Source organism: Lachnospiraceae bacterium GAM79 (assembly GCA_020735665.1).
In the GTDB taxonomy this organism is placed as follows: Bacteria; Bacillota; Clostridia; order Lachnospirales; family Lachnospiraceae; genus Coprococcus.
On sequence record CP085928.1, the window covers coordinates 1,298,700 to 1,322,533 of the forward strand.

Here is a 23,834-nt window from a genome sequence, read left to right on the forward strand (position 1 = left end):
ATGAATCATATATCTTGAACGTATGTTTCATCACCCGGGGGTATATTATATTATTACGAGCATAACTCACATCTGTTATCTATACTTTTACAAATTGCAGATTTCCTTTACACTTGATACAAGAATATCCAGACCCTTTACCAACTGATCATCCGGAATCGTAAGTGCAGGCATTAATTTCACTACATCATTATCGCGACCTGCGCGTTCAATGATAAGTCCCTTCTCAAAGCATCTGTTAGCGATTGCAAGTGCCGTCTTTCCATCAGCAACCTGAATACCCCAGATAAGACCGATTCCGCGAATCTGAACCGCATCCCCCTGCAAATTATCATTAAAGTATGTTCTGACAATTTCCTCTTTACGTTTTACTTCTGCTTCTACATTATTTTCAAGCATATACTGAAGACCGTATCTGGCAGCAACCATAGAGAGCTGATTTCCACGGAAGGTTCCATTATGCTCGCCCGGTGCCCATATATCCAGTTCCGGTTTGAACATTGTAAGCGCAAATGGCATACCATATCCGCCGATTGATTTGGACATTACGACCATATCCGGTACGATTCCTGCACGTTCAAATGAGAAGAAAGTGCCGGTTCTTGCACAGCCAACCTGAATATCGTCAACGATCAGAAGGATACCATATTTATCACATAATTCTCTGACAGCCTTTAAGTATTCAACCGAGAATACCTGAACACCGCCCTCTGCCTGAACGGTCTCAATAAATAAAGCCGCCGGCTTCTCAACGCCTGAATGGTCATCTGTCAGTAACGTCTCCATATATTTGATCGTATCAAATTCAGGAAACATATATGGTGCAGGAATATGTGTAACATCGTTTAAACATACACCGCCTCCTTTTCTGCTTCCGGAATCACTGGTAAGAGCCAGAGCTCCGAGTGTCATTCCATGGAAACAACCCATAAGTGCCCATATCTGATTTGTCTTTTTAACTTTCCTTGCAAGTTTTAATGCTGCTTCAACTGCATTTGTTCCTGTTGGGCCGGGGAACATGATCTTATAATTCAAGCCTCGCTTCTGAAGAACTTCTTCCTCAAAATAACGGATAAATTCTTCCTTTGGCTCTGTCATCATATCAAGAGAATGGATAATGCCATCATTTGCAAGATAATCGATCAGCTTTCCTTTAATAAAATCATTGTTATGACCATAATTTACCGCTCCCGCTCCACAGAAGAAATCAATATAATCTGTACCATCCGTACTGGTAATGATCGATCCCTTTGCTTTTGTAAAGATTGCAGGAAAACTTCTGCAATATGATCTTACCTCTGATTCGTATGTTTCAAATACCTCTTTACCATTCATTGTCTTTGTGCCTCCTTAGCTGTTAAGACTCTTATTCGTATCTCAACTTTTCATCTTCAAATTCTGAAAGCCTCTGTCTGTACGCCTTCATAATGACTTCTTCATATGCAAGCTTTGGTTCCTTGATTCCAAGAAGTGTCATCAGATATTTAACAAATAACGGATTTAATACAAGAAACGGTCCTACCGTATAAGTACCGAAGAAATTGTTTCTCTTTAATCCTTCTGTCTGTACACCCGGATGAAGTCCATCACCACGGATCACATCATAAAAATAACTGTTTGAATTATCTCCATAGGAATGACTGAACTGTGCTTTAAATCCTACCAGTTTGATATCTTCATATTTTCCGAGGATCAATGAATTATAACGATGCATCATATCTCTCTTCGCATAAGTATCAAAGAAGCCCAGTCCGGTTATCTTACTTCCATCTTCATTCTCAATGTACATTTCCATAATTTCCATGGCATTACCCGTGAATAAAAATACTGTTCCTGCATCAATCTGTGCTGCAAGCTCTTCCTTATACGGCATTAATGCTTCTATCGCCAGCTCCTGCTGGTTCTCTGTCATGGAACCCATATATACAAAATCCGCTCCGCCATCCGCAAACGCCGGTTTGTCATGCAGTCCAGTGTAGATCACCTCTGCATCAGGAATGCATGATTTCAGATAATTAACATTCTGCAGCTCTCCGAAAAGATTGGCAAATTCACCATAAAGAACTTCGATCTTAATACCTGTTCCCATTTTTCTATGCCTCCTTTTCGTTTATATACTGCTTAACACTGTCTCTGAGTTTCATAGCCGTATCTGCTGCATATAACTCATGAAGTATATAGATACTGTCTGTATCATTTAATTCCAGAAGTTTATAAGCACCTTCTTCATCAGAAGTCTCTTTTAACTTCTCTTCAGGCACACCCGCCATCATCAGACGAAGTTTATAATCTGTCGTACGGACACCCGCAATAACAATATTTGTAATATTCGGCTGATTTAAGAATTCAAAATCGCAGTCAAAAATCCATGTCATGTTTTCGGATGAACCCCGTCTGTCAAAGATATCATCCAATAACAAGATGATCTCTTTCTTACCCGGTTCCTTTGCTACATACTCAAATACACAGGAGCATGCGATCGGATTCTGACCTTTCGCCATATGGGTAATTACATTAATGCCCTTTACAGATTCCTTTGAGTAACGAGACTCTACAATATTCAGATTGTCAAATGATTTCTGAACCTGTTCTTCTGTAAGTCCGGCTTCCCGAAGTGTCGTAATCGCTGTTAACTGGTTATACAGATTAAAGATGCTGTTGCTTACCATATGGTAATTTTCTGTCTTATCTCCATGTGCAACAGCCATAACATTTTTATCAAAATCAAGCTCTGCCTTATAATCTCCAACCGGTGATGCATAGCCACAAAATTCACACTTTGCATTTCCGATGTGGTGATATCTGACGTAGTTATATTTCAATTTGTGATGACATTTTGGACAGATTCTCATATCATTGATCAGATTAATGCTCTCTTCCCTGTCCGAAGGCAGTCTGTTAATTGAAAAATATGTTTTTTTATTTTTCTCTCCAAGGTTACAACTGATCAGATCATCTGCATTTAATATCAAATGAGATTCTTCCGGCAGACTGCTGTTTATAATATTGAATATAAATTCCGGATTAGCATTTCTGTGAATGGAATCACGGAACAGATTCGTACATACTGCAAATGTCGGCTTTATATATGGATATATCAGTTTTGAGCTTCTCTCATCGATTTCAAATACTGCGATCTTTTTCCTTGTTTTTCCTGAAAGCTTGCTTTCAGCGATCAGGGCACTTGCAACTCCGGCATTAATATTTGATCCGGCACGATTACTTAAGACATCGTAACCATTTTTTTCCAGTGCATCAATGATCATATTACATACTGTAGTCTTACCATTTGTACCTGTAACACTGATGATCGTCTCCGGCTTTTCTATTCTTCCAAGGAAATCAGGACAAAGCTTGATCGCCAGCTTTCCCGGAAAATAACTTGCGTTCATCTTCAACATTCTCTGCATGGTTCTTGCCAGCTTACTCATGAACAAAGCAAAGAAGAACCTTACATTCTTTTTATACATCTAGCTACCTCGTTTCGTATCTGTAAATTATCATTAGTATGTCCATTTAAGCCACATATAATATAACCACTTATTCAAAAATATGTCAATCAATTTGAACTATTTATTCGGTTTATTTCTCCAACACCCTCTTTTACTTAAAAATGGCATCTGCCGGATCAGGCAGATGCCAACTTGTTTTTTTCAATATCGAGGGTTTCTTTTATTCTTCCTCATTTACCTGAGAAAGCTTGGCTGCCTGATCTGCTGCGATCAGACTGTCGATAATCTCATTCAGATCACCGTTTAAGATCTGTTCCAGCTTATACAAGGTGAGTTTGATTCTGTGATCGGTTACACGGCCTTCCGGGAAGTTATAAGTACGAATCTTCTCTGAACGATCTCCGGTTCCGATCTGGCTCTTACGGTCTGCAGCTTCTGCATCATGCTGTTTCTGAAGCTCCATATCATACAGCTTGGAACGGAGCAGCGCAAATGCCTTCGCCTTATTCTGAAGCTGGGACTTCTCGGTCTGGCTGTAAATTACGATACCGGTTGGTATATGTGTCAGACGAACGGCTGAATCTGTTGTATTGACACACTGACCACCGTTACCGGATGCTCGCATGACATCGATACGGATATCATTTTCATTGATCTCTACATCAACTTCCTCTGCTTCTGGCATAACTGCAACTGTTACAGTTGAGGTATGGATTCTTCCGCCAGACTCTGTCTTCGGGATTCTCTGTACACGGTGAACTCCACTCTCATATTTCATCTTGGAATATGCACCATCACCTGTAATCATAAATACCGCTTCCTTGAAACCACCGATTCCATTCTCATTTACACTCATCAGTTCTACTTTCCATTTGAACTGATCAACGTATTTCTGATACATTCTGTAGATCTCATATGCAAATAATGCGGCTTCATCTCCGCCTGCACCTGCACGGATCTCGACGATAACATTCTTGGAATCGTTCGGATCTTTTGGAAGAAGCAGAATCTTTAATTCATTTTCCGTCTTTTCTACTGTTGCCTTTGCTTCATTTAATTCTTCCTTCGCCATTTCACGAAGCTCTTCATCATTTTCTTCTTCAAGCATAAGCAGACTGTCTTCGATCGTCTGTTTTGCATCTTTATATTCTTTGTACTTTTCTACGATAGGAGTCAGTTCACTCTGCTCCTTCATTAATTTGCGGAATTTGTTCTGATCGGATACGATATCCGGATCTGTCAACTGGTTATTTAATGTATCAAGTCTGTCTACTAAATCTTCTAATTTATCAAACATAATAATCCTCCTGCAGCACATGCTCATTTCCTGTTCATGTGTCTGTTAATATATCCAGCCTTTTTTCAGGCTTTTCTTCCAATTACAACCCTGTCATTTTCTGCGAGGTCTTTCACCACGCGTACATCTTCGAAATGCTTATCTACAAGGAGCTGCTGCACATCATGTGCCTGATGATTACCAATTTCAAATAAAATATATCCTTTTTCATTTAAATAACTCTCCGCATTCTCTATAATTGCTCTGTAAAACTTCAATCCGTCCGCATCGCCGTCCAATGCCAGCCTCGGCTCATAATCCCGAACCTCCGGCATTAATCCGTCAATCACTTTGCTCTCTATATATGGTGGGTTGGACAGGATCATATCATATCTTTTATCTATCTTATCAAATAAATCTGATTTTATAACAGTATAATCAGATACCTCTAATCGTTTCGCATTTTTTGTCGTAAGTGCGATCGCGGAATCTGAGATATCACACAGATCTATATGAATATCCTGATTCATAAGTGCTACCGACAATCCGATGCACCCGGAACCACAGCACATATCCAGCACAGACATCTTATCAGAATGTATGTCCTGAATCAAGCGGTTTGCCTGTTCCACCAGAACTTCTGTGTCAAATCTTGGAATCAGTACATCCGGTGCAGTCTCAAAATCATACCCCATAAAGCACTGTATGCCTGTTATATATTGTAACGGAATACGTTTTGACCTTTTATCGATCAACGCTTCATAGGAAGAACGGATCGTTTCGGTAACATCTTCCTGCCGGTTCATAATATATGCCATCTTATCCTGCTTTGATACAAAGAGCCATAATAACTCTGCATCGATATCTGCATCCGGCACATTATGTTCGTTCAGTTTTTCTTTTCCTGCTGTTACAAGCTGATACTGAGTCATACGTCTATTTCCCTTTACATTCACTGGCATCATTTCAACTTCTTAATCTTCGATCTCTCCACGCTTCATAGCGTCCTGATAAGCACGCCAGTCGATCACCGCTTCTACCGAACGAATTGCCACCTCACACATCTCAAGATCCGGTTCCTTCGTCGTGAGACGCTGTACCCACATACCGGGTACACTTAATATATTCGCAAGCTTTGAGTCACTTCTGCCTGCAAACATGATAAATTCATACGAGATTCCCGCAATAATCGGAACCAGAAGTACACGCGACAGCAATCGCAGCCACATAGACTTCACATTTATAAACATAAATACAATAATGCTTATGATCATAACGACTACCAAAAAACTGGTTCCACAGCGTTTATGGTATCTGGAATGTTTCTTTACATTTTCCGGAGTCAGCGGATCGCCTGCTTCAAAACAGTTGATCGTCTTATGCTCTGCACCATGATACATAAATACACGTTTGATATCCTTCATCAATGATATTAATACTACATATGCAAGAAAGATCACCAGGCGAAGCACACCTTCCGCTACCGCTATCAATGCACTGCTTTTTGTCACATGCTCAAGCAGTCCTGCAATAAATGCCGGAAGCAGCATGAATAATGCGATCGCAATGGCAAGTGATACAATAACGGTCCCGATCATCATCAGATCATCTCCTGTACTGCTTTCTTTTTTATTGTTTTTACTGTCGTTCTCACCTGAACCGCTTCCATTATTACTTTCTGTATCTGACAACCTGGAATCATCTTTATTTTCACTCTTTCCAGCCGGTTCTTCCTCTTCATAAAAATCGGCTGAATATGTCAGCGTTTTAACTCCAATTACCAGCGACTCAAAGAAATTAACCACTCCACGAAGGATCGGCAATTTCAGAATTTTATATTTTTCACCTATCGGTGTATAGCTTTCAACTTTAACTTCAATTTCCTGATCCGGCTTTCTGACTGCTACTGCGTACTGATCCTCGTATTTCATCATTACGCCTTCGATCACCGCCTGACCACCTATTCTGGCTCTTTTCAAATTCTATACCTCGTTAAATTGTTTCCTAAAACAAAAATAGGCTGAGATTAAAAGCTTTAACCTCAACCTATCATCCTTTTTATTAGTTTGACTGTGAAACACCGTACTTACGGTTGAACATATCAATTCTACCACGAGCCTTAGCTGCCTTCTGCTGGCCTGTATAGAATGAATGACACTTTGAGCAAATTTCTACATGAATTTCTTCTTTTGTAGAACCTGTAACAAATTCGTTTCCGCAGTTACATACAACCTTTGCCTGATAATAATTTGGATGTATTCCTTCTCTCATTTAATCTCACCTCTTTATTATATTATTGATATATGAGAATAGGCCATCAGCCTCACTTCTTCATAAAACACAGCTTTTGTATTCTAACACAAACCGACATAGAAATGCAAGTGTTTTTTTATTTTCTTAACAATGATTTTTTAACATAATAGATAAACTCTTTATTATTCTTGGTTCGGACGAATAATTTCAGTACATCCTCCAGCATATCCTCTGCCTTATTGCCGGATAAGATCTTATGAAGTGCATATACAACTTCCTGTTCTTCCGGTGATAATAACAGATCATCCCGTCTGGTACTGGATTTTGCAATGTCGATTGCAGGGAAGATTCTCTTTTCTGCGAGCTTCCGGTCAAGCACCAGTTCCATATTACCGGTTCCTTTGAATTCCTCGAATACAACATCATCCATCTTGCTTCCTGTCTCAACCAGCGCTGTCGCAAGGATCGTAAGACTTCCACCCTCACGCATATTACGGGCAGCACCAAAGAATTTCTTCGGCATATGTAACGCCGCAGGATCAAGACCACCGGATAAGGTTCTTCCACTTGGTGGAACTGTAAGGTTGTACGCTCTTGCAAGTCTTGTAATACTGTCTAATAAGATCACGACATCTTTCTTCTGCTCTACCAGTCGTTTTGCACGTTCGATCACCATTTCCGATACACGCTTATGATGCTCCGGCAGCTCATCAAATGTCGAATAAATAACTTCTACATTTGGTCCCTCTATGGATTCCCTGATATCCGTTACTTCCTCCGGTCTTTCATCGATCAGAAGTACAAGCAGATGGATCTCACTATATCTGGTACTGATGCATTTTGCAATCTGTTTGAGTAATGTCGTCTTACCTGTCTTTGGTGGGGAAACAATCATTCCACGCTGTCCTTTACCGATCGGTGATAACAGATCGATCATACGGATCGGAATCGGACTGTCTTCTCCATCCATATTGATGCGTTCATTTGGAAAGATTGGTGTCAGATCTTCAAATGCTTTTCTTCCTGCTATACTTGCAGGGCTTTCTCCATTTACAGAAGCCACATATAATAATGCACCAAACTTCTCTCCCTGCGTCTTTACACGGATATTTCCGGTTATGATATCTCCGGTCTTAAGTCCAAATCTACGGATCTGCGCCGGTGACACATAGATATCCTGATCTCCCGGCAGATAATTTGCACTTCTTATAAAACCATAGCCTTCCTGCATTACCTCCAGAATTCCATGTGCCATCTTGCCACTGTCAAGCTCCGGTCCGTTTGATTCCTGCTGAGAAAGCGAGTTCTCCTGTCTGTTCTCAGATTTTATCTCCGTTCTTACCTCTGTATCAAAGCCCGGATTTCTTTCTTCCATAACCGGCTTTTCATAAGTCTCTTTCTTATCCGTTATTGCAGTTTTTTCATAAGCTGTCTTCTTGTCTGCCATCACAGATTTTTCAACAGCCGTCTTTTCCGTATTAACTTCCTGCTTTGTCTGTTCAGCTACAACCTGCTTGTTCTCCTGATCAGTGTCTTTTCTTGCGTTATTCGTATTTGATATATTACTTGCACGATTCAAATTATTATTTCTGTTATTATTTCCCTGTGACCGATGATCACGTTCCTGCCTTTTACCGTTCCGATTGGTCTGTCGTCCGGCATTATTTCTGTGCTGTCTTCTACCGGCTTCTCCGGATTTCTGACTATTCTCAGATTTGTTTCTGTCTGATTTTTTTACTACATCTGCCTCTGATTTTTCCTGCTGTTCTGTCGCTTCCGCATTCTTTACCTGCACAGTTTGGTCCGGGCTTGCGGATTTATCCGTATGCTCTGTTTTCCCTTTTTTCTGTGTTTTTCCCGGCCTTCTTTTCTTTTCTGCATCGGCTTTTTGTGGTTTAGCTTCGTTTATTTCTGCTGTATGATCTGTTTCACCATTATAATTCTTCTCAAGGAATTCGATCAGGGCAGATTTGCGGAGTGCTGATACACCCTTTATCTTATGTTCCTTTACGAATTGCTTCAATTCATCTAATGATGCATTTTTAAAATCCATCTTCTACTCCTTCCGATTTTATCCATTCTATTCAATTCAAATATTATTTGGGAAATATTGTTATCGTAATGAATTCTCTTCGAAACAGGCATATCAAATACTATATATGATTACCTGTGCATCCTGTCATGTCGATATCCGGATGCCATGTGATCGTTTAAATTGATAGACTTAGTATAGCATAAAAAACAATTTTGTAAATCTTTTTCTTTTACAGGAATATTACTACATTTCTTTTGTAGAATATTCTTATATAGAAATATTACTTCATTGATTTTATGCTTTTCTTGTGGTACATTTATTCTTACAAAATATACAAAGGATATTATATGAATACAGATTCTATCGTCTTATACAAATTAATTATATTATACATGCTGGATCGGGTGGATTTCACTCTGACTAATTCTCAGATTTCAGATTTTGTTCTGACAAAAGGATATACGAACTACTTCACACTTCAGGAAGCCATCAACGGGCTGATCGAGTGTGATTTTGTCTGTGTATCCATGATACGGTCATCTTCCCACTACAAGATTACAGATAAAGGGGAAGAAGCCTTAAGTATGTTCGAAAATCGTATCCCGTATGCGATCAAGCAGGACATTCTCGACTATTTTGATAATCAGAAGATCAATCTGAAAAACGAATCCGAAATCTATGCAGATTACTCTCTGAATGACTATGGCGAATATTCCGTTAAATGCATTATAAAAGATCGCAAGGAAACCCTTGTCGACCTGAAATTCAACGTACCGACAAAAACGCACGCCATAGCTATCTGCGATAACTGGCGTGCGAAAAGTGCCGAAGTATATGACTATCTCATCAATACTCTCTGGCTGTATTCTGATAATAAGGATGAAAAACAATCCTGATCATTTATATGTATTTCTGTAATACATATAAATGATTTTTTATTTCTCTGATCATATATTATTCAAATTCAGGTTCTGATTCTGCGATCCGGTCTTCGATCAACTGCAGAATCTCTTCTTTCCCCTGCTTGGTCTGTGCCGAAAACGGAATTATAATTGTTCCCTCTACAGGCTGGATCTTCTGTCTGATGATCTTTAAATTCTTCTGAATCTGGCTTCTCTTGATCTTATCAAGCTTTGTCGCAATAATTACCGGTTCGTATCCATTTTTTACGATCCAGTCATACATGATACAATCATTTTCCGATGGCTCATGTCGAATATCGATCAACAGAAAAACCAGTCTCAGTTGCTTTGAGGTATGCAGATACCGTTCTACCATCTTACCCCATTTTGCACGGATCTCTACGGATACCTGTGCATAGCCATATCCGGGAAGATCGACAAAATACAGATCATGATTAATATTATAATAATTGATCGTCTGTGTCTTACCGGGCTGTGACGATGTTCTGGCAAGTGACTTACGATTTAATAAACCGTTGATCAGTGAGGATTTCCCTACATTGGACTTACCGGCAAATGCAATCTCCGGCATCTCTGTCTCCGGAAGTGTACTTGTAATTCCACATACTGTTTCAAGTTCAGCACTCTTAATTATCATTTCTTTTCTCCTTTTGCAAGTGCGAGGTTCAGCACCTGTTCCATTGTTTTCACACAGGTAATATCCAGTCCGTCTGTGATCTCTGTACTGATATCGTTAAGATCTCTGCGGTTCATCTCAGGGATCAGCACCTTCTTAATACCGATCGTTTTTGCTGCCAAAAGCTTTTCTTTTAAACCACCGATCGGAAGTACGCTTCCTCTCAGGGTGATCTCTCCTGTCATCGCAAGATCTCCCCTTACCGGCTTATTAAATATCGCAGAATAAATGGCGGTTGCCATCGTGATTCCCGCCGAAGGGCCATCCTTTGGAACTGCTCCTTCCGGAATATGAATGTGAATATCATGCTTTTCAAAATAATCTTCACCAAGTGTCTCTGATTCCTTCATCGTACGGATATACGATAAACCTGTAACAGCCGACTCTTTCATAACATCACCTAATTTACCGGTAAGCTGTATACTGCCATTTCCGGGCATAATATTTACTTCTATATTAAGTGTTACACCACCTACAGCTGTCCATGCAAGACCTCGCACAGAGCCTACCTTATTGGTCAAATCGTAGCTGTCATCCATATACTTCTCGGTTCCGAGAAGCTGCGGTATCATGTCCTTTGTTACCTTTACAGTCTCCACCTGTTCTGTAAGGATCATTCTGCAGGCTTTTCTGCATATCTTGTCGATATTCCGCTCCAGATCACGCACACCTGCTTCTCTGGTGTAATGACGGATGATGTATTTGATCGCTGATCCATTGATCTTGAACTGCTTCTTGGTCAGTCCGTTTCTCTCGATCGCCTTATTGACCAGATACAGCTTCGCAATGTTGAACTTCTCATTTTCCGTGTATCCGCTGATCTCGATCATCTCCATACGATCGGCTAACGGTCCGGGGATCAGGGATGCATCATTTGCTGTTGCGATAAATAATACCTTGCTCAGATCGATCGGTACTTCAAAATAATGATCGTAAAATTTATTATTCTGTTCACTGTCCAGAACTTCTAACAGGGCAGATGATACATCTCCCTTGTAGTCGCTGCTCACCTTATCTACCTCATCAAGCAACACCAAAGGATTCTCTGTCTTTGTTTTTGCGATCGACTGTGCGATCCTGCCCGGCATAGCACCGATATAAGTTCTTCTGTGCCCACGGATCTCTGCTTCATCCCGAACGCCGCCAAGTGACATACGTATATATTCTTTTCCAGTCGCGGTAGCAATCGATCTTGCGATCGAAGTCTTACCGGTTCCCGGTGGTCCAACCAGACACAGAATCGGCATATTCCCTTTTTCATTTAAAATATGAACCGCCAGATAATCTATGATCCGTTCCTTGACTTCTTCCAATCCATAATGATCCCGTTCCAGAATCTTAATTGCCTCTTCGAGATTATTGTTCTCCTTTGAGGATTTACCCCATGGATAGTCGAGCAAAGTCTCGATATAATTTATAAGAATGCCTGATTCCGCAGCCATCGGTGGTAATGCACGAAGTCTGGATATCTCTTTCGTAAGCTTCTCTTTGACCTCATCCGGAGCCGTCAGTTCCTGCAAACGCTCCATGTATTCATCTGCCGCTTTTTCTGTATTATCATCCTCACCAAGCTCTTTCTTTATAACCTTCATCTGTTCCCTGAGAACATATTCTCTCTGGTGCTTATTTACACAATCCTGTAATTTCTCCTGAATCTCCTGGCGGATAGCTAAGATCTCCATCTCCTCATCCATCGTCTGAAGAATCTTCATTACACGTTCTTTTACATCGAGGGTTTCCAGTATCTCCTGCTTCTTCGTATATGGCGCAGGAATGAATTCTGTCACTCCATCGGCAAATTTTGCAAGATCATCGATCGTAAGCAGTCTTTTATATAACAGCTTATTTGTTCCCATGCCATTTGCAAATGCCTGTCTGAGCTTATCCGTGAGCATACGGCTCAATGTTTCTTCCTCTGCAGCATCCAGATGGTTTGTTTCTTCTGTATCTATATATTCAAAATCCGCATTATATGCTCCGTCTTCCTTGTAAAATGATACGATCCTGGCACGTTTTTCTGCCTCGATAAGAATTCGGACTGTTTTGTTCGGCATCTTCAGATATTGCTTGATCTTTGCTGTAACACCGATCGGATACAGATCAGGAGCTTTGGCATTCTCCTTCACTTCCTTCGCTGTAACCAACAGGATACTGCAATCACCCTTCATCGCATTAGCAACTGCTTCACAGGACTCCTTACTGATCACATCCAGATGTGAGGAAGTATCCGGCATAATAACAATATTGTTCAAAACGATCATCGGTCTGTTCCAGACGATATTATCCATACTTTTATCTCCTTTATATCAAAAAACCGGGATGTATAACATCCCGGCTCCCTGCTTAAGCTATTTCATCACTGTTTTTTACTGAACGCTTCTTCTTTATCTGCTTTTTCTCAGCCGGATTATCAGAATAAGTGATTTCTGGTTGTGCTCCATCCGTTATAACCTCTTTTGTGATCACGCACTTTGCAACTTTGTCATCCGACGGAATCTCATACATAAGATCAAGCGTTGCTTTCTCTATGATGGAACGAAGTCCTCTGGCTCCGGTCTTTCTCTCCATCGCCTCTTCTGCTATAGCGTAGAGCGCATCTTTATCAAATTCCAATTCCACGCCATCTAATTCAAATAACTTTTTATACTGCTTGCAGATCGCACTCTTTGTATCTGTCAGGATTCTTACAAGTGCATCCTTATTCAACAGATCCAGCGTAACCGTGATTGGCAGACGTCCGACAAATTCAGGTATCAATCCATATTTTACAAAGTCTTGAGGAGTTACCTGCTTTAAAAGTTCTCCGATATCCTGCTCTGTCTTATCTACAACCTCAGCATTGAAGCCGATAGCTTTCTTACCGATTCTGTTATCAATGATCTTTTCCAGACCATCAAATGCTCCACCGCATATAAATAAAATATTCGATGTATCAATCTGTATAAATTCCTGATGTGGATGTTTTCTGCCGCCCTGAGGTGGTACTGATGCAACCGTACCCTCCACGATCTTTAACAAAGCCTGCTGTACCCCTTCACCGGACACATCTCTGGTAATAGATACATTCTCACTCTTCTTCGTGATCTTATCGATCTCATCAATATAAATAATTCCATGCTCTGCACGTTCTACATCATAATCGGCCGCCTGGATCAGCTTCAGAAGAATATTTTCTACATCTTCACCAACATATCCGGCCTCTGTCAATGCAGTTGCATCGGCAATGGCAAACGGAACATTCAGGATCTTTGCAAGCGTCTGTGCCAGATATGTCTTACCGGAACCGGTTGGTCCGACCATGAGAATATTACTCTTTTGAAGCTCTACGTCAAAATCTTTATCTGCCATGATACGTTTGTAATGATTGTATACCGCAACAGATAAGACCTTCTTTGCTTCTTCCTGACCGATTACATACTGATCCAGAAATTCACGGATCTCCTTTGGTTTCAGTAAATTAATGGAATCTTCAGCACCTGTTTCTTCCAGTTCTTCATCAACGATCTCTGCGCATATCTGTACACATTCATCACAAATATAAGCGTTTGGTCCTGCTATAAGTTTTCTGACCTGATCCTGCGTCTTATTGCAGAAGGAACATCTAAGTAGTTTTCTATCTTCACTACGATTTGCCATTCCAATACCTCTTTATACTATCTTTTTGCGATCACACTGTCGATCAGACCATATGCACATGCTTCTTCTGCTGACATCCAGTTATCTCTCTCTGTATCAGCAGCAATTGTCTCATATGGTTTTCCGGTATTCTCGCTTAACATTCTATTTAATTTCTCTTTTGTCTTTAAAATATGCTTTGCAGCAATTTCAATCTCTGTAGCTTGACCCTGTGATCCGCCGGATGGCTGATGGATCATGATCTCGGCATTTGGAAGTGCAAATCTCTTACCTTTTGCACCACCTGCAAGCAGGAATGCACCCATACTTGCTGCCATTCCACAGCAGATTGTAGATACATCACATTTGATGTACTGCATTGTATCATAGATTCCAAGTCCTGCTGTTACAGAACCTCCCGGACTGTTGATATACAATGAAATATCCTTGGATGGATCTTCGGACTCCAGAAACAGGAGCTGTGCGATCACTATACTTGCTGATGTATCATTTACTTCTTCTCCCAGAAAGATAATTCTGTCTTTCAGAAGTCTTGAATAAATATCATATGAACGTTCACCGCGGCTGGTCTGTTCAATGACATAAGGTACTAAACTCATATTTACACCTCCAAAATATCGCAATCAGAAATTATGGATTAAACTTCCTTTGCGTTATCTACAACAACCTTAACTGCCTTTTTAACAGCAAGATCCTTTTTAATGCTATCCTTTTCTGCATCACCCATGAAGCCTTCGATATCTTCTACATTCATCTGATACTGTTTTGCCATAGCTTCCAGTTCTTCGTGTACTTCATCGTCTGATACCTCAATGTTTTCAGCAGCAGCAATTGCTTCCAGAACAAGACGGGATTTGATTCTCTTCTCTGCGTCCGGTTTGATTCTCTCCATTAATGCTTCCTCTGTGATATTGCAGATCTGCATATACTGCTCAAGGTTGATTCCCTGATACTGAAGATTCTGAGCGAACTCATCTTTGATTCTTTCCTGTACATCTGCAACCTGTGCATCTGCAACGTCCATCTTTGCATTCTCGATTACTTTCTCGATCAGCTTGTTTTCTTTCTCGTTCTCAGCATCCTTCTGCTTCTTCTCAGCAGCCTTACTCTTGATATCTTCTTTGTATTCATCTAATGTCTCAAAATCTGAAACTTCACTTGCAAATTCATCATCTAACTCTGGTAATTCTACAGCCTTGATCTCTTTGATCTTGCATTTGAATACTGCCGGCTTACCTGCTAAATCTTCTGCCTGATAATCTTCCGGGAATGTAACATTTACTTCTACATCCTCATCGATGTTCTTACCAACAAGCTGATCTTCGAATGTATCAATGAATGAATGAGAACCAAGAACGAGCTTGTAGTTCTCAGCCTTACCGCCTTCGAAAGGAACACCATCAACAGATCCTTCGAAGTCAAGTGTAACTTCATCATCCATCTGTGCAGCTCTGTCTGTTACAGGGTTATATCTTGAGTTCTCTTTCTGAACTTTTAAAAGCTCTGCCATAACTTCATCATCTGTTACTTCTACGTCAGCCTTTTCTACTTCGAGTCCCTTATAATCTCCAAGTTCAACTTCAGGCTTAACAGCTACTTCTGCTGTAAAGATGAAATCCTTGCCCTTTTCGATCTGAGTTACATCGATAACCGGTCTTGATACAACATCAACATCTGATGCGCTTACTTCCTTTGGATAATACTCATTAATTAATGAATTAGCTGCCTCTTCATAAAATACTGCAGGTCCATACATCTTCTCAATAAATGCCTGTGGTACATGACCCTTTCTGAAACCAGGTACATTGAATTTACCTTTCTGCTTATTGTAGGCAGTTGTCATTGCCTTACCAAACTCCTCTGCCGGTACTGTGATTGTAAGTTTTGCCATACTGTGTTCCAGATTTTCTACTGCTAAACTCATTTTTTATTTCCTCCTTAAAATTATGCAAATGATGCCTTATGCCATCATCTTTTAATAATATATAAGGCATTATTTAGCATCCATTTATCATTTCGTTTTTATTGTGGGCATAAAAATACCCGCATCAATCATCCGATTATACCATATATACCGGATATATGTCCAGTCCATTTTCTATAATAACGCAGAAAAAGGTTATTGTCTTTTCGACAATAACCCCTTCCTGCTAAGCAAAAGCTATAAGATTTCTCTTATTTTACTGCTTATCTGCCTGACATCTGTTCTTCCTGTCTCTTGATCATCTGACGAACCATCTCGCCACCGATTGATCCGCTCTGAGCAGATGTTAAGTCACCATTGTAACCATCCTTGAGGTTTACACCAATTTCCTTAGCAACCTCCATTTTGAACTTGTTCATAGCGTCCTTAGCTTCCGGAACACTCATCTTGCTTGTTCCTGTTGAATTTGAACTTGCCATAATACATTTCCTCCAATACATTTATTTAAGACTTTGTTGTCTTGATTCTATTATGTGTATTATAAGAAAAACTATTATGCCAATTTTTGTATTTTTACAGTTCACAGGCAAAATGTCAATCAAGCATCAAATTAATATGTCATCGGCTCTTCTTCGCCATTCATAACTCTTAATGCGCCCTGTGCAAGTGCAAGAAGTTCATCCTCACCAGGATATACTGTAAACGGAGCGATAAATCCGGCTCTCTTTTCCAGTTCCGCACATGTATGCTTGGAATATGCGATACCACCTGTTAAAATGATCTGATCTACTTTGCCGCAAAGTACGGTTGACATAGCACCGATATCCTTTGCTACCTGCTGATGGAATGCGTCCTGAACAAGCTTTGCATGCTCATCACCTTCCTGAACGAGCTTCTCGAGATCTCTTGCATCATTGCTGCCGATATATGCATTAAATCCGCCGTTACCGACAAGCTTCTTTGTAACTTCCTGCTGTGTATATTTTCCTGAAAAGCACATCTTAACAAGATCACCTGATGGAACTCCACCTGCTCTCTCCGGTGAAAATGCACCTTCACCATCCAATGCATTGTTAACATCAACGATACGTCCGTTTAAGTGAGCACCGACAGATACACCACCACCCATGTGTACAACTATCAGATTCAGATCTTCATATTTCTTACCATGCTCTTTTGCATATCTCTTTGCAACTGCCTTCTGGTTTAATGCATGGAATACACTTCTTCTTGGAAGCTCAGGTACACCGGATAAACGGGAGGATGGCATCAGCTCATCTACAACAACCGGGTCTACAATGTAAGATGGAATTCCCAACTCATCGCCGATCTCTCTTGCAAGGATACCACCAAGGTTGGATGCATGCTGTCCCTGCTTACCGATCTTTAAGTCCTCTAACAATTCATCACTTACAGGATATGTACCGCCCGGAATCGGCTTTAACATACCACCACGGCCTACACATACATCTAACGTCTTGATGTCAAAGTTCTTCTCTGCAAGAATGTCAAGGATAACTTTCTTTCTGAAGTCCTTCTGCTCAACGATAAGGTTAAAGCCTGCAAGTTCCTCTGTTGTATGTCTTAATGTTTCTTCAAATAATAAATTCTCGTCTTCAAATACACCTATCTTTGTAGATGTTGAACCCGGATTGATGATCAAAATTTTGTATGACATGTTCTTCCTCCAAAATTCTTATATATTTATTCCGTAACCATAACGGTCTGATTACTGCTCGTTCTTGATTGCCTCTGCAACAACTGCTGCAAGAGCGATAGAATTCATCTTTACTTCAAAGCTGTCTGATCTGGATGTCAGGATAACAGGAGCCTTTGTTCCTGTCAGGATACAACCGTTCTTACTTGCTGTTGTATGTGTCAGACACTTATATACGAGGTTTCCTGCATGGATATCCGGGAATAAGAGGATATCTGCATCACCAACGATCTTACGGTCTTCTGCTCCTTTATGCTTAGCTGCTTCCGGATCGATTGCAAGGTCAAGTGATAATGGTCCGTCAACGATACAGCCTGTTATCTCGCCATTCTCGTTCATCTTTGTAAGCTCTGCTGCATCTACAGTTACAGGCATCTTAGGATTTACAACTTCAACTGCCGCAAGCGGAGCAACCTTGGGACATGGAATACCACAAGCATGAACAACTTTTACTGTATTTTCAATAATTGCTTTTTTATCCTCAAGAGATGGATATGTCATGAATGCTACGTCTGAAAGATATAATAATCTGTCAACACCCGGAACCTCAAAAACTGCTACATGTGATAAAGGCTTACCGGTTCTTAAACCTACTTCCTTATCCAGAACGCTCTTTAAGAAGTTTTTTGTATCAATGATACCCTTCATATACATATCTGCTTTATTATTATGTACCAGCTCAACAGCCTTATGTGCAGCCTGAATACTGTCCGGTTCGTTTATGATCTTATACTCATCCAGATTCATATCAAGTTCAGCAGCGATCTTTCTGATCTCAGCTTCATCACCGACGAGGATCGCATCTGCAATACCCTTTTCCTTTGCTGCCTTAACGGCTTCCAGAACAGGCTTGTCCTGAGCACATGCTACTGAAACTGTCTTCTTGCTGCATTTTGCAACCTTGGCTAATAAATCTTCAAAACTCTTACTCATTCGTTTACACCTCTCGCGATTTTTATTCTTTTTCCCATAACTCATGAACTTATTATGGGTTGCCGCTCTCTTCCGGCAATCTTTATCTGTTATCGTATCACTTTGAAAAAAAAAGGTCAACCCTCCGGATAGTTCAGGCGATCTTCGCCTATATTATAAAGAACCTCTTTTAAGAACTTCTCTGCAAGGTAATTTGCCATGTTCAGATTCATGTCCTGATAATTTCCACATTCTCTCGGATTTGCACCCGGAATCGGATCATGATAATGACGTATAAATTCAAACATTGAAATCATCAAATCTACGATATCCTCTGACTTATAATCACCTGCAAGTATCAAATAAAATCCGGTTCTGCATCCCATCGGTCCAAAATAAATTACTTTGTCCTTATAATCCTCATGATTTCTGAGATAAGTAGCTGCGAGATGCTCGATCGTATGAATCTCCGCCGTATTCATGACCGGTTCAAAGTTTGGCTTTGTCATTCGGATATCAAATGTGGTAATAACAGAATCCCCTGCCTTATCCTTTCTGGATACATAAATTCCGGGATTTAATAATAAATGATTAATCTGAAAACTTTTAATCTTTTCCATGGTTTCTTCAGTCTCCTCCTGTTTTATATGATAATTCATCACTTATTTATTTTTACTTCAAGCTTTCTGCTGTCGGTTTTAGCATAATTTTATAAATTCGGTCATAAGCGCTACGCTATTATCGATTGCCATAGCCGCAAAAGACGGATAATCCATTTCCGCACTGTCGTCTGCTTTATCTGAGATCGCACGAATAACCAGATATGGAACCTTATTCATGGTTGCGACATGTCCGATTGATGCTCCCTCCATCTCCGTACAGGTTCCGTCAAATGTATCAACTAACCATTTTTTCTTATCTTTACTTGATATGAACTGATCTCCGCTTACAACGCGTCCAGTAAAGATATTGACGGAAAGCTCTGCCTGCTTTGCTGCGGCAAGAGCAATCTCCAGCATTTTGACATCTGTCTTGAAGATATTCTCATCTTCTTTTAAATCCGGATTGATTCCCGGTCCATATCCCAGCGCCGAGACATCCATATCATGCTCTAACGCATCCTTTGCTAATACAATATCGCCGATATTGATCTCTGCATTTAATGAACCGGCGATTCCGGTATTTACAATTCCATCTACCGGAAACAGATCGATCATTGCCTGTGTACACATCGCCGCATGAACCTTACCGACACCACATTTTACTATAACTACTTCGCGATCACACAAGGATCCTCTGTAAAACTGCATACCGGCTTTCTCAACAATATGCACCTGTTCCATTTTTTCTTTTAACTTTGCAACTTCTTCATCCATTGCCCCTATAATTCCAAGCATGTCTTAATTCCTTTCTTACTGCTTTTGATCTTTTTATCCTGCTTATTCTTCACCGATCAGCTCGATCTGACACATCTTCATCGTTTCGAATGCCGCCGCCTTTGATTCAGGCGTAACTCCTGCCGTACATCTGACATCGACTGCCACGCGAATCTCCGGATATAACGCCTTTATGATAAGAGCATTTGAAACTACACAGATATCGGTACAAAGCCCGATCAGACAGACATCTTCAAATTCATACCGATCCCAACCTGTATATCCAAAGGATGGCTTATCTATGATCTCGCAGCCGGCTGCATATATTCCATCTGCGATCTCCCATCCGTTTGTTCCTTTTATACAGTGTTCCACCGGCAGATGTTTCCCCTCATTCGTCTGCAGATAATCTGCCCCATGGGTATCTCTGGTATAAAGCACCTCATCTCCCCTGTTTTTATATTCCTGTATCAACTTCTTGACCGGTTCTACGATTACTTTTGCTTCTTTTGTCCCAAGTGAACCATCAATAAAATCATTCTGCATATCAATTACGATCAGGGTTCGTCTCATTCTTTTCACCATATGACCAGTTCAGGTCACCTTTCCATACATATTTCCATGCGATTACTTTTCGCCAGTCCGTTATAAAAGTCTGATCTGAAAATTTGATCACAAACTGTCGTTTCTTTGATATATATTCTCCGATCTGCCATTGATATATCCCGTTTTTTGTTTTCCAGATATAGATGCATCTGGTACCATTATCCGGGTAACCGAACTTATTTACAAAATTAAAATCCGAAAAATCCAACTGAAAATCGATTGGATCATCTTTTCTGTTATCATCTGTCTGATTTTTAGATTCATCATCTTCCTGCTTATGAAACACATAACGAAATGCTCGTGCTACCCGTGACCAGAATCCCATTTTCCCTGTTTCATTCTTTTTCTGTTCCAACATCGCTTCCCGTTCATGCACCCGATGCATGCTCCACGAATATGTTTCAATATTTTCGATAGCATATTTAATCTTTGTATTAGAAGTAAATTCGCTCTGGATATGAAAACCTTTTTCAAATTCCCTGTGTTCATCCACTATGTGATAATTATTATGCAGAAGTCTGACATTTCCCGGACTGTCTAAATATACGATCTTCCATGTATCTTCTTTGTGATGGATTGTAAGCGTATCCCCATTTATCCTTGTCTTCATATCACAATCAATATACATATGCCGGATCATCTCTACAGACATCATCATAAGTCGGAATAACGCATCATATTCTGCCAATTTGTCATAATCCTCTGCCCCATATCTGAGATACGCTTCTATCGCACACTTTGGGCACTGTTTCATCCACTTCGGATAATTTACCAGATACTTCAGATCATTGTCTTTAATATTCCTTGTAAGAATACAGCTTTTATCATGGATCACATCTTCATTTCTGGAACAGATAAACTTCACATTATCATCCGCCATAATCTTACGTCTGAGCTTCGAATCATTCATCTGTCTGCCGGAATTTCCCTGCTGTCTCTTATCATAATACATTTTCTGCCTCAAGTTCTGTTGTCTGTTATTTCCATTTCGGTAATTTTTCTTTTTTTCATAAGTATTTCGTTCCCCATATACAGATTTGTTCTCTCTCTGGCGGTAATTATTCCTATACTCTGCCAAGTTTCTCTCTCACCACCTTCCCTATCGTTTTTACTTTATAGGACAAATGTACCGTAAAGTAAAAATCGAGCTTATTGTAACATTTTATTCAAACATCTACAATAAATCTAAAAAACTCTTATTCGCCAAATACTGCCTTATAATCTGCCTGAAATTTTGCAATACCCTGATCTGTTAATGGGTGCTTTGTCATCTGCTCGATTACTTTGTATGGTACAGTTGCGATATGTGCGCCTGCCAGAGCACAGTCTGTAACGTGGATTGGATTTCTTACAGAAGCTGCAATAATCTCTGTGTCTAAATCATAATTATCAAATATTGTTACGATATCTTCGATCAGGTTGATACCTGTTGTGCTGATATCATCCAGTCTTCCAAGGAATGGAGATACATAAGATGCGCCTGCTCTTGCTGCAAGAAGTGCCTGATTTGCTGTAAAGATCAGAGTTACATTTGTCTTGATTCCTTCTGCTGATAATACTTTAACTGCCTTTAAGCCTTCTACTGTCATAGGGATCTTAACAACCATGTTTGGATGGATCGCTGCGATCTCTCTGCCTTCTTTGATCATGCCTTCTGCATCTACAGTTGTTGCCTTAACTTCTCCACTGATAGGGCCATCTACGATCGTTGTGATCTCTTTGATAACTTCATTAAAATCTCTGCCTTCTTTTGCGATCAGGGATGGGTTGGTTGTTACACCACAGATAACTCCCATGTCGTTTGCTTTTCTGATGTCATCTACATTTGCAGTATCAATAAAAAATTTCATATTTCTTTACCTCTCTTTGTTTTCCTTTTCATCCACTGTATCTTTCTGCTGATATTACCGTCTCTGCTTATTCTCTCTCAGTTTTTGTCTGTTTTATATAACCTTTTCTAGTTTTCTTTATTTGTGACATTTTTCTTGGTTATCTTTAATAGCGACAGGATTGTCTGGCTGACAACTTTTCGGCTGGCTTCGTCCATCTTCTTGATTGAAGTCAGGATTCTTCCGATATCCTTATACCAGTTATTTTGCAGATCATCCGTGGTCTTCGCATCGCATTCATCTAACAGGTCGAACAGAGAATTTACAAACTGTCTGCGCTGGTCGTAGTCCATATTGTCGATCCATTCTTTTAAAGAAGCATTTAATACACGGCATTCATCTGTGATTCCATCCTCATGGATCAGGGATGGTCCAAGAACCTCCCAACTATATACATCATGCTGCATCAAGCCCTCCTGCATACTTCGGATCACAACATATTTCTCTCTGTGCTCAAGCAGCATTCCCACTACGGAATTCTGTGGTATGTATGTGATCATCCGTGATAGCATTCGGTTGTAACCGGCAAGCTCTAACACATTTGGTTCAAATCCCGGGCCATCCATACTGCATACCTTCAGAATCCTATCCTGCAGAGTACGTTCACAGGTTGCTGCTGCATAGATCGCAAGATTTCCGCCTTTGGAATGTCCGCACAGCAGGAATGTTCCGGGTATCTGTTCTGCTGCCTGCCGCAGATACTCGACTGCTGCCCGCTGAGACGGAACCGGTGAAAGAAATGCCATATTACAATCCTCCCGCCAACCGACAACTGTTTTATCGGTTCCTCGATATACCACGCAGCTTACATCGTCAAATAATTTTACTGTGACTGCTGAAAACTGCTTCTGTATCTCTTCATCCAACTGATTCTCATAACCGCATAAGAGCAGATCACCAAATCGTCTGCTCGCTCCCATTGCAGCAAGCAGCTTCAGATCATCTTCATAAATCACCTGTGTCATGCGTTCCGTATCCCCTAAGAAACGCTCTGCAGCCTCCGCTACCGTGACCGTATGACTAAAATCATCCGGCACGATCCCCTCAAACGGTATATATGAAAATCTTGAAAATACAACTGCATCCACCTCATTAAAAGCCGATGCCTCAAACGGCAGATCACCCCGCCATTCCAGATAGTCTAATATATTTGCCATAT

23 protein-coding genes are annotated in these 23,834 nt (G+C 40.4%); 1 reads left to right on the top strand and 22 read right to left on the bottom strand.

Features of this window, described 5'->3' with window-relative positions; translation table 11 throughout:
• Nucleotides 1-87: 87 nt before the first annotated feature.
• From ectB to rho, 8 genes are all read right to left on the bottom strand, one after another.
• A complete protein-coding gene (ectB, locus tag LK416_05835; GenBank protein UEA75699.1) occupies nt 88-1,335 on the bottom strand; it encodes a diaminobutyrate--2-oxoglutarate transaminase in 1,248 nt (415 codons plus the stop codon).
• Nucleotides 1,336-1,366: 31 nt separating this feature from the next.
• Nucleotides 1,367-2,089 carry a hypothetical protein gene (locus LK416_05840; GenBank protein ID UEA75700.1) on the bottom strand — a complete coding sequence of 241 codons (723 nt, stop codon included), beginning with the start codon at nt 2,087-2,089 and terminating at the stop codon, nt 1,367-1,369.
• 4 nt (nt 2,090-2,093) lie between these two features.
• Nucleotides 2,094-3,470, bottom strand: a complete 1,377-nt coding sequence (locus tag LK416_05845) for a MurT ligase domain-containing protein (protein UEA75701.1) — start codon at nt 3,468-3,470, stop codon at nt 2,094-2,096.
• A 202-nt stretch (nt 3,471-3,672) separates the two neighbouring features.
• Nucleotides 3,673-4,749 carry a peptide chain release factor 1 gene (gene prfA, locus LK416_05850; GenBank protein ID UEA75702.1) on the bottom strand — a complete coding sequence of 359 codons (1,077 nt, stop codon included), beginning with the start codon at nt 4,747-4,749 and terminating at the stop codon, nt 3,673-3,675.
• A gap of 65 nt (nt 4,750-4,814) precedes the next feature.
• On the bottom strand, nt 4,815-5,693 hold the full coding sequence (gene prmC, locus LK416_05855; GenBank protein ID UEA75703.1) for a peptide chain release factor N(5)-glutamine methyltransferase: 879 nt from the start codon (nt 5,691-5,693) through the stop codon (nt 4,815-4,817).
• 9 nt (nt 5,694-5,702) lie between these two features.
• Nucleotides 5,703-6,707: a DUF1385 domain-containing protein gene (locus tag LK416_05860; protein UEA75704.1), complete on the bottom strand. Its 1,005-nt coding sequence runs from the start codon at nt 6,705-6,707 to the stop codon at nt 5,703-5,705.
• Between the two features lie 82 nt (nt 6,708-6,789).
• Nucleotides 6,790-6,999 carry a 50S ribosomal protein L31 gene (gene rpmE, locus LK416_05865; GenBank protein ID UEA75705.1) on the bottom strand — a complete coding sequence of 70 codons (210 nt, stop codon included), beginning with the start codon at nt 6,997-6,999 and terminating at the stop codon, nt 6,790-6,792.
• A 118-nt stretch (nt 7,000-7,117) separates the two neighbouring features.
• On the bottom strand, nt 7,118-9,034 hold the full coding sequence (gene rho, locus LK416_05870) for a transcription termination factor Rho (protein ID UEA75706.1): 1,917 nt from the start codon (nt 9,032-9,034) through the stop codon (nt 7,118-7,120).
• A 329-nt stretch (nt 9,035-9,363) separates the two neighbouring features.
• On the opposite strand from rho, the gene LK416_05875 reads away from it, so the two are divergent.
• The gene (locus LK416_05875; GenBank protein UEA75707.1) at nt 9,364-9,912 is read left to right on the top strand and encodes a DUF4364 family protein; all 549 of its coding nucleotides are present in this window, start codon (nt 9,364-9,366) and stop codon (nt 9,910-9,912) included.
• Between the two features lie 58 nt (nt 9,913-9,970).
• On the opposite strand, the gene yihA is transcribed toward LK416_05875, so the two are convergent.
• From yihA to LK416_05945, 14 genes are all read right to left on the bottom strand, one after another.
• Complete coding sequence (gene yihA, locus LK416_05880; protein ID UEA75708.1) at nt 9,971-10,576, bottom strand: ribosome biogenesis GTP-binding protein YihA/YsxC; 606 nt, start codon at nt 10,574-10,576, stop codon at nt 9,971-9,973.
• Nucleotides 10,573-12,903 carry an endopeptidase La gene (gene lon, locus LK416_05885; GenBank protein UEA75709.1) on the bottom strand — a complete coding sequence of 777 codons (2,331 nt, stop codon included), beginning with the start codon at nt 12,901-12,903 and terminating at the stop codon, nt 10,573-10,575. Before lon ends, yihA begins: the two co-directional genes overlap by 4 nt.
• 55 nt (nt 12,904-12,958) lie before the next feature.
• Nucleotides 12,959-14,251, bottom strand: a complete 1,293-nt coding sequence (gene clpX, locus LK416_05890; protein ID UEA75710.1) for an ATP-dependent Clp protease ATP-binding subunit ClpX — start codon at nt 14,249-14,251, stop codon at nt 12,959-12,961.
• A 17-nt stretch (nt 14,252-14,268) separates the two neighbouring features.
• On the bottom strand, nt 14,269-14,850 hold the full coding sequence (gene clpP / locus LK416_05895; GenBank protein UEA75711.1) for an ATP-dependent Clp endopeptidase proteolytic subunit ClpP: 582 nt from the start codon (nt 14,848-14,850) through the stop codon (nt 14,269-14,271).
• 38 nt (nt 14,851-14,888) lie between these two features.
• Nucleotides 14,889-16,175 carry a trigger factor gene (gene tig / locus LK416_05900; protein ID UEA75712.1) on the bottom strand — a complete coding sequence of 429 codons (1,287 nt, stop codon included), beginning with the start codon at nt 16,173-16,175 and terminating at the stop codon, nt 14,889-14,891.
• Nucleotides 16,176-16,438: 263 nt separating this feature from the next.
• Nucleotides 16,439-16,654, bottom strand: a complete 216-nt coding sequence (locus LK416_05905) for an alpha/beta-type small acid-soluble spore protein (protein ID UEA75713.1) — start codon at nt 16,652-16,654, stop codon at nt 16,439-16,441.
• Between the two features lie 131 nt (nt 16,655-16,785).
• Entirely contained in the window at nt 16,786-17,853 is a 1,068-nt protein-coding gene (gene buk / locus LK416_05910) for a butyrate kinase (GenBank protein UEA75714.1), read from the bottom strand.
• Nucleotides 17,854-17,904: 51 nt separating this feature from the next.
• Nucleotides 17,905-18,825: a phosphate butyryltransferase gene (gene ptb / locus LK416_05915; GenBank protein ID UEA75715.1), complete on the bottom strand. Its 921-nt coding sequence runs from the start codon at nt 18,823-18,825 to the stop codon at nt 17,905-17,907.
• Between the two features lie 116 nt (nt 18,826-18,941).
• Complete coding sequence (locus LK416_05920) at nt 18,942-19,424, bottom strand: S-ribosylhomocysteine lyase (GenBank protein ID UEA75716.1); 483 nt, start codon at nt 19,422-19,424, stop codon at nt 18,942-18,944.
• A 78-nt stretch (nt 19,425-19,502) separates the two neighbouring features.
• Entirely contained in the window at nt 19,503-20,201 is a 699-nt protein-coding gene (locus LK416_05925) for a 5'-methylthioadenosine/adenosylhomocysteine nucleosidase (GenBank protein UEA75717.1), read from the bottom strand.
• Between the two features lie 42 nt (nt 20,202-20,243).
• Nucleotides 20,244-20,753, bottom strand: coding sequence for a cysteine hydrolase (locus tag LK416_05930; protein UEA75718.1), 510 nt, complete (start codon nt 20,751-20,753; stop codon nt 20,244-20,246).
• On the bottom strand, nt 20,728-21,864 hold the full coding sequence (locus LK416_05935) for a hypothetical protein (protein ID UEA75719.1): 1,137 nt from the start codon (nt 21,862-21,864) through the stop codon (nt 20,728-20,730). The genes LK416_05930 and LK416_05935 overlap by 26 nt, the downstream gene beginning before the upstream one ends.
• A 118-nt stretch (nt 21,865-21,982) precedes the next feature.
• Entirely contained in the window at nt 21,983-22,636 is a 654-nt protein-coding gene (gene fsa / locus LK416_05940; GenBank protein UEA75720.1) for a fructose-6-phosphate aldolase, read from the bottom strand.
• 107 nt (nt 22,637-22,743) lie between these two features.
• Nucleotides 22,744-23,832 (bottom strand): DUF2974 domain-containing protein, encoded by a 1,089-nt coding sequence (locus LK416_05945; GenBank protein UEA75721.1) that lies wholly within the window; start codon nt 23,830-23,832, stop codon nt 22,744-22,746.
• Nucleotides 23,833-23,834 lie beyond the last annotated feature (2 nt).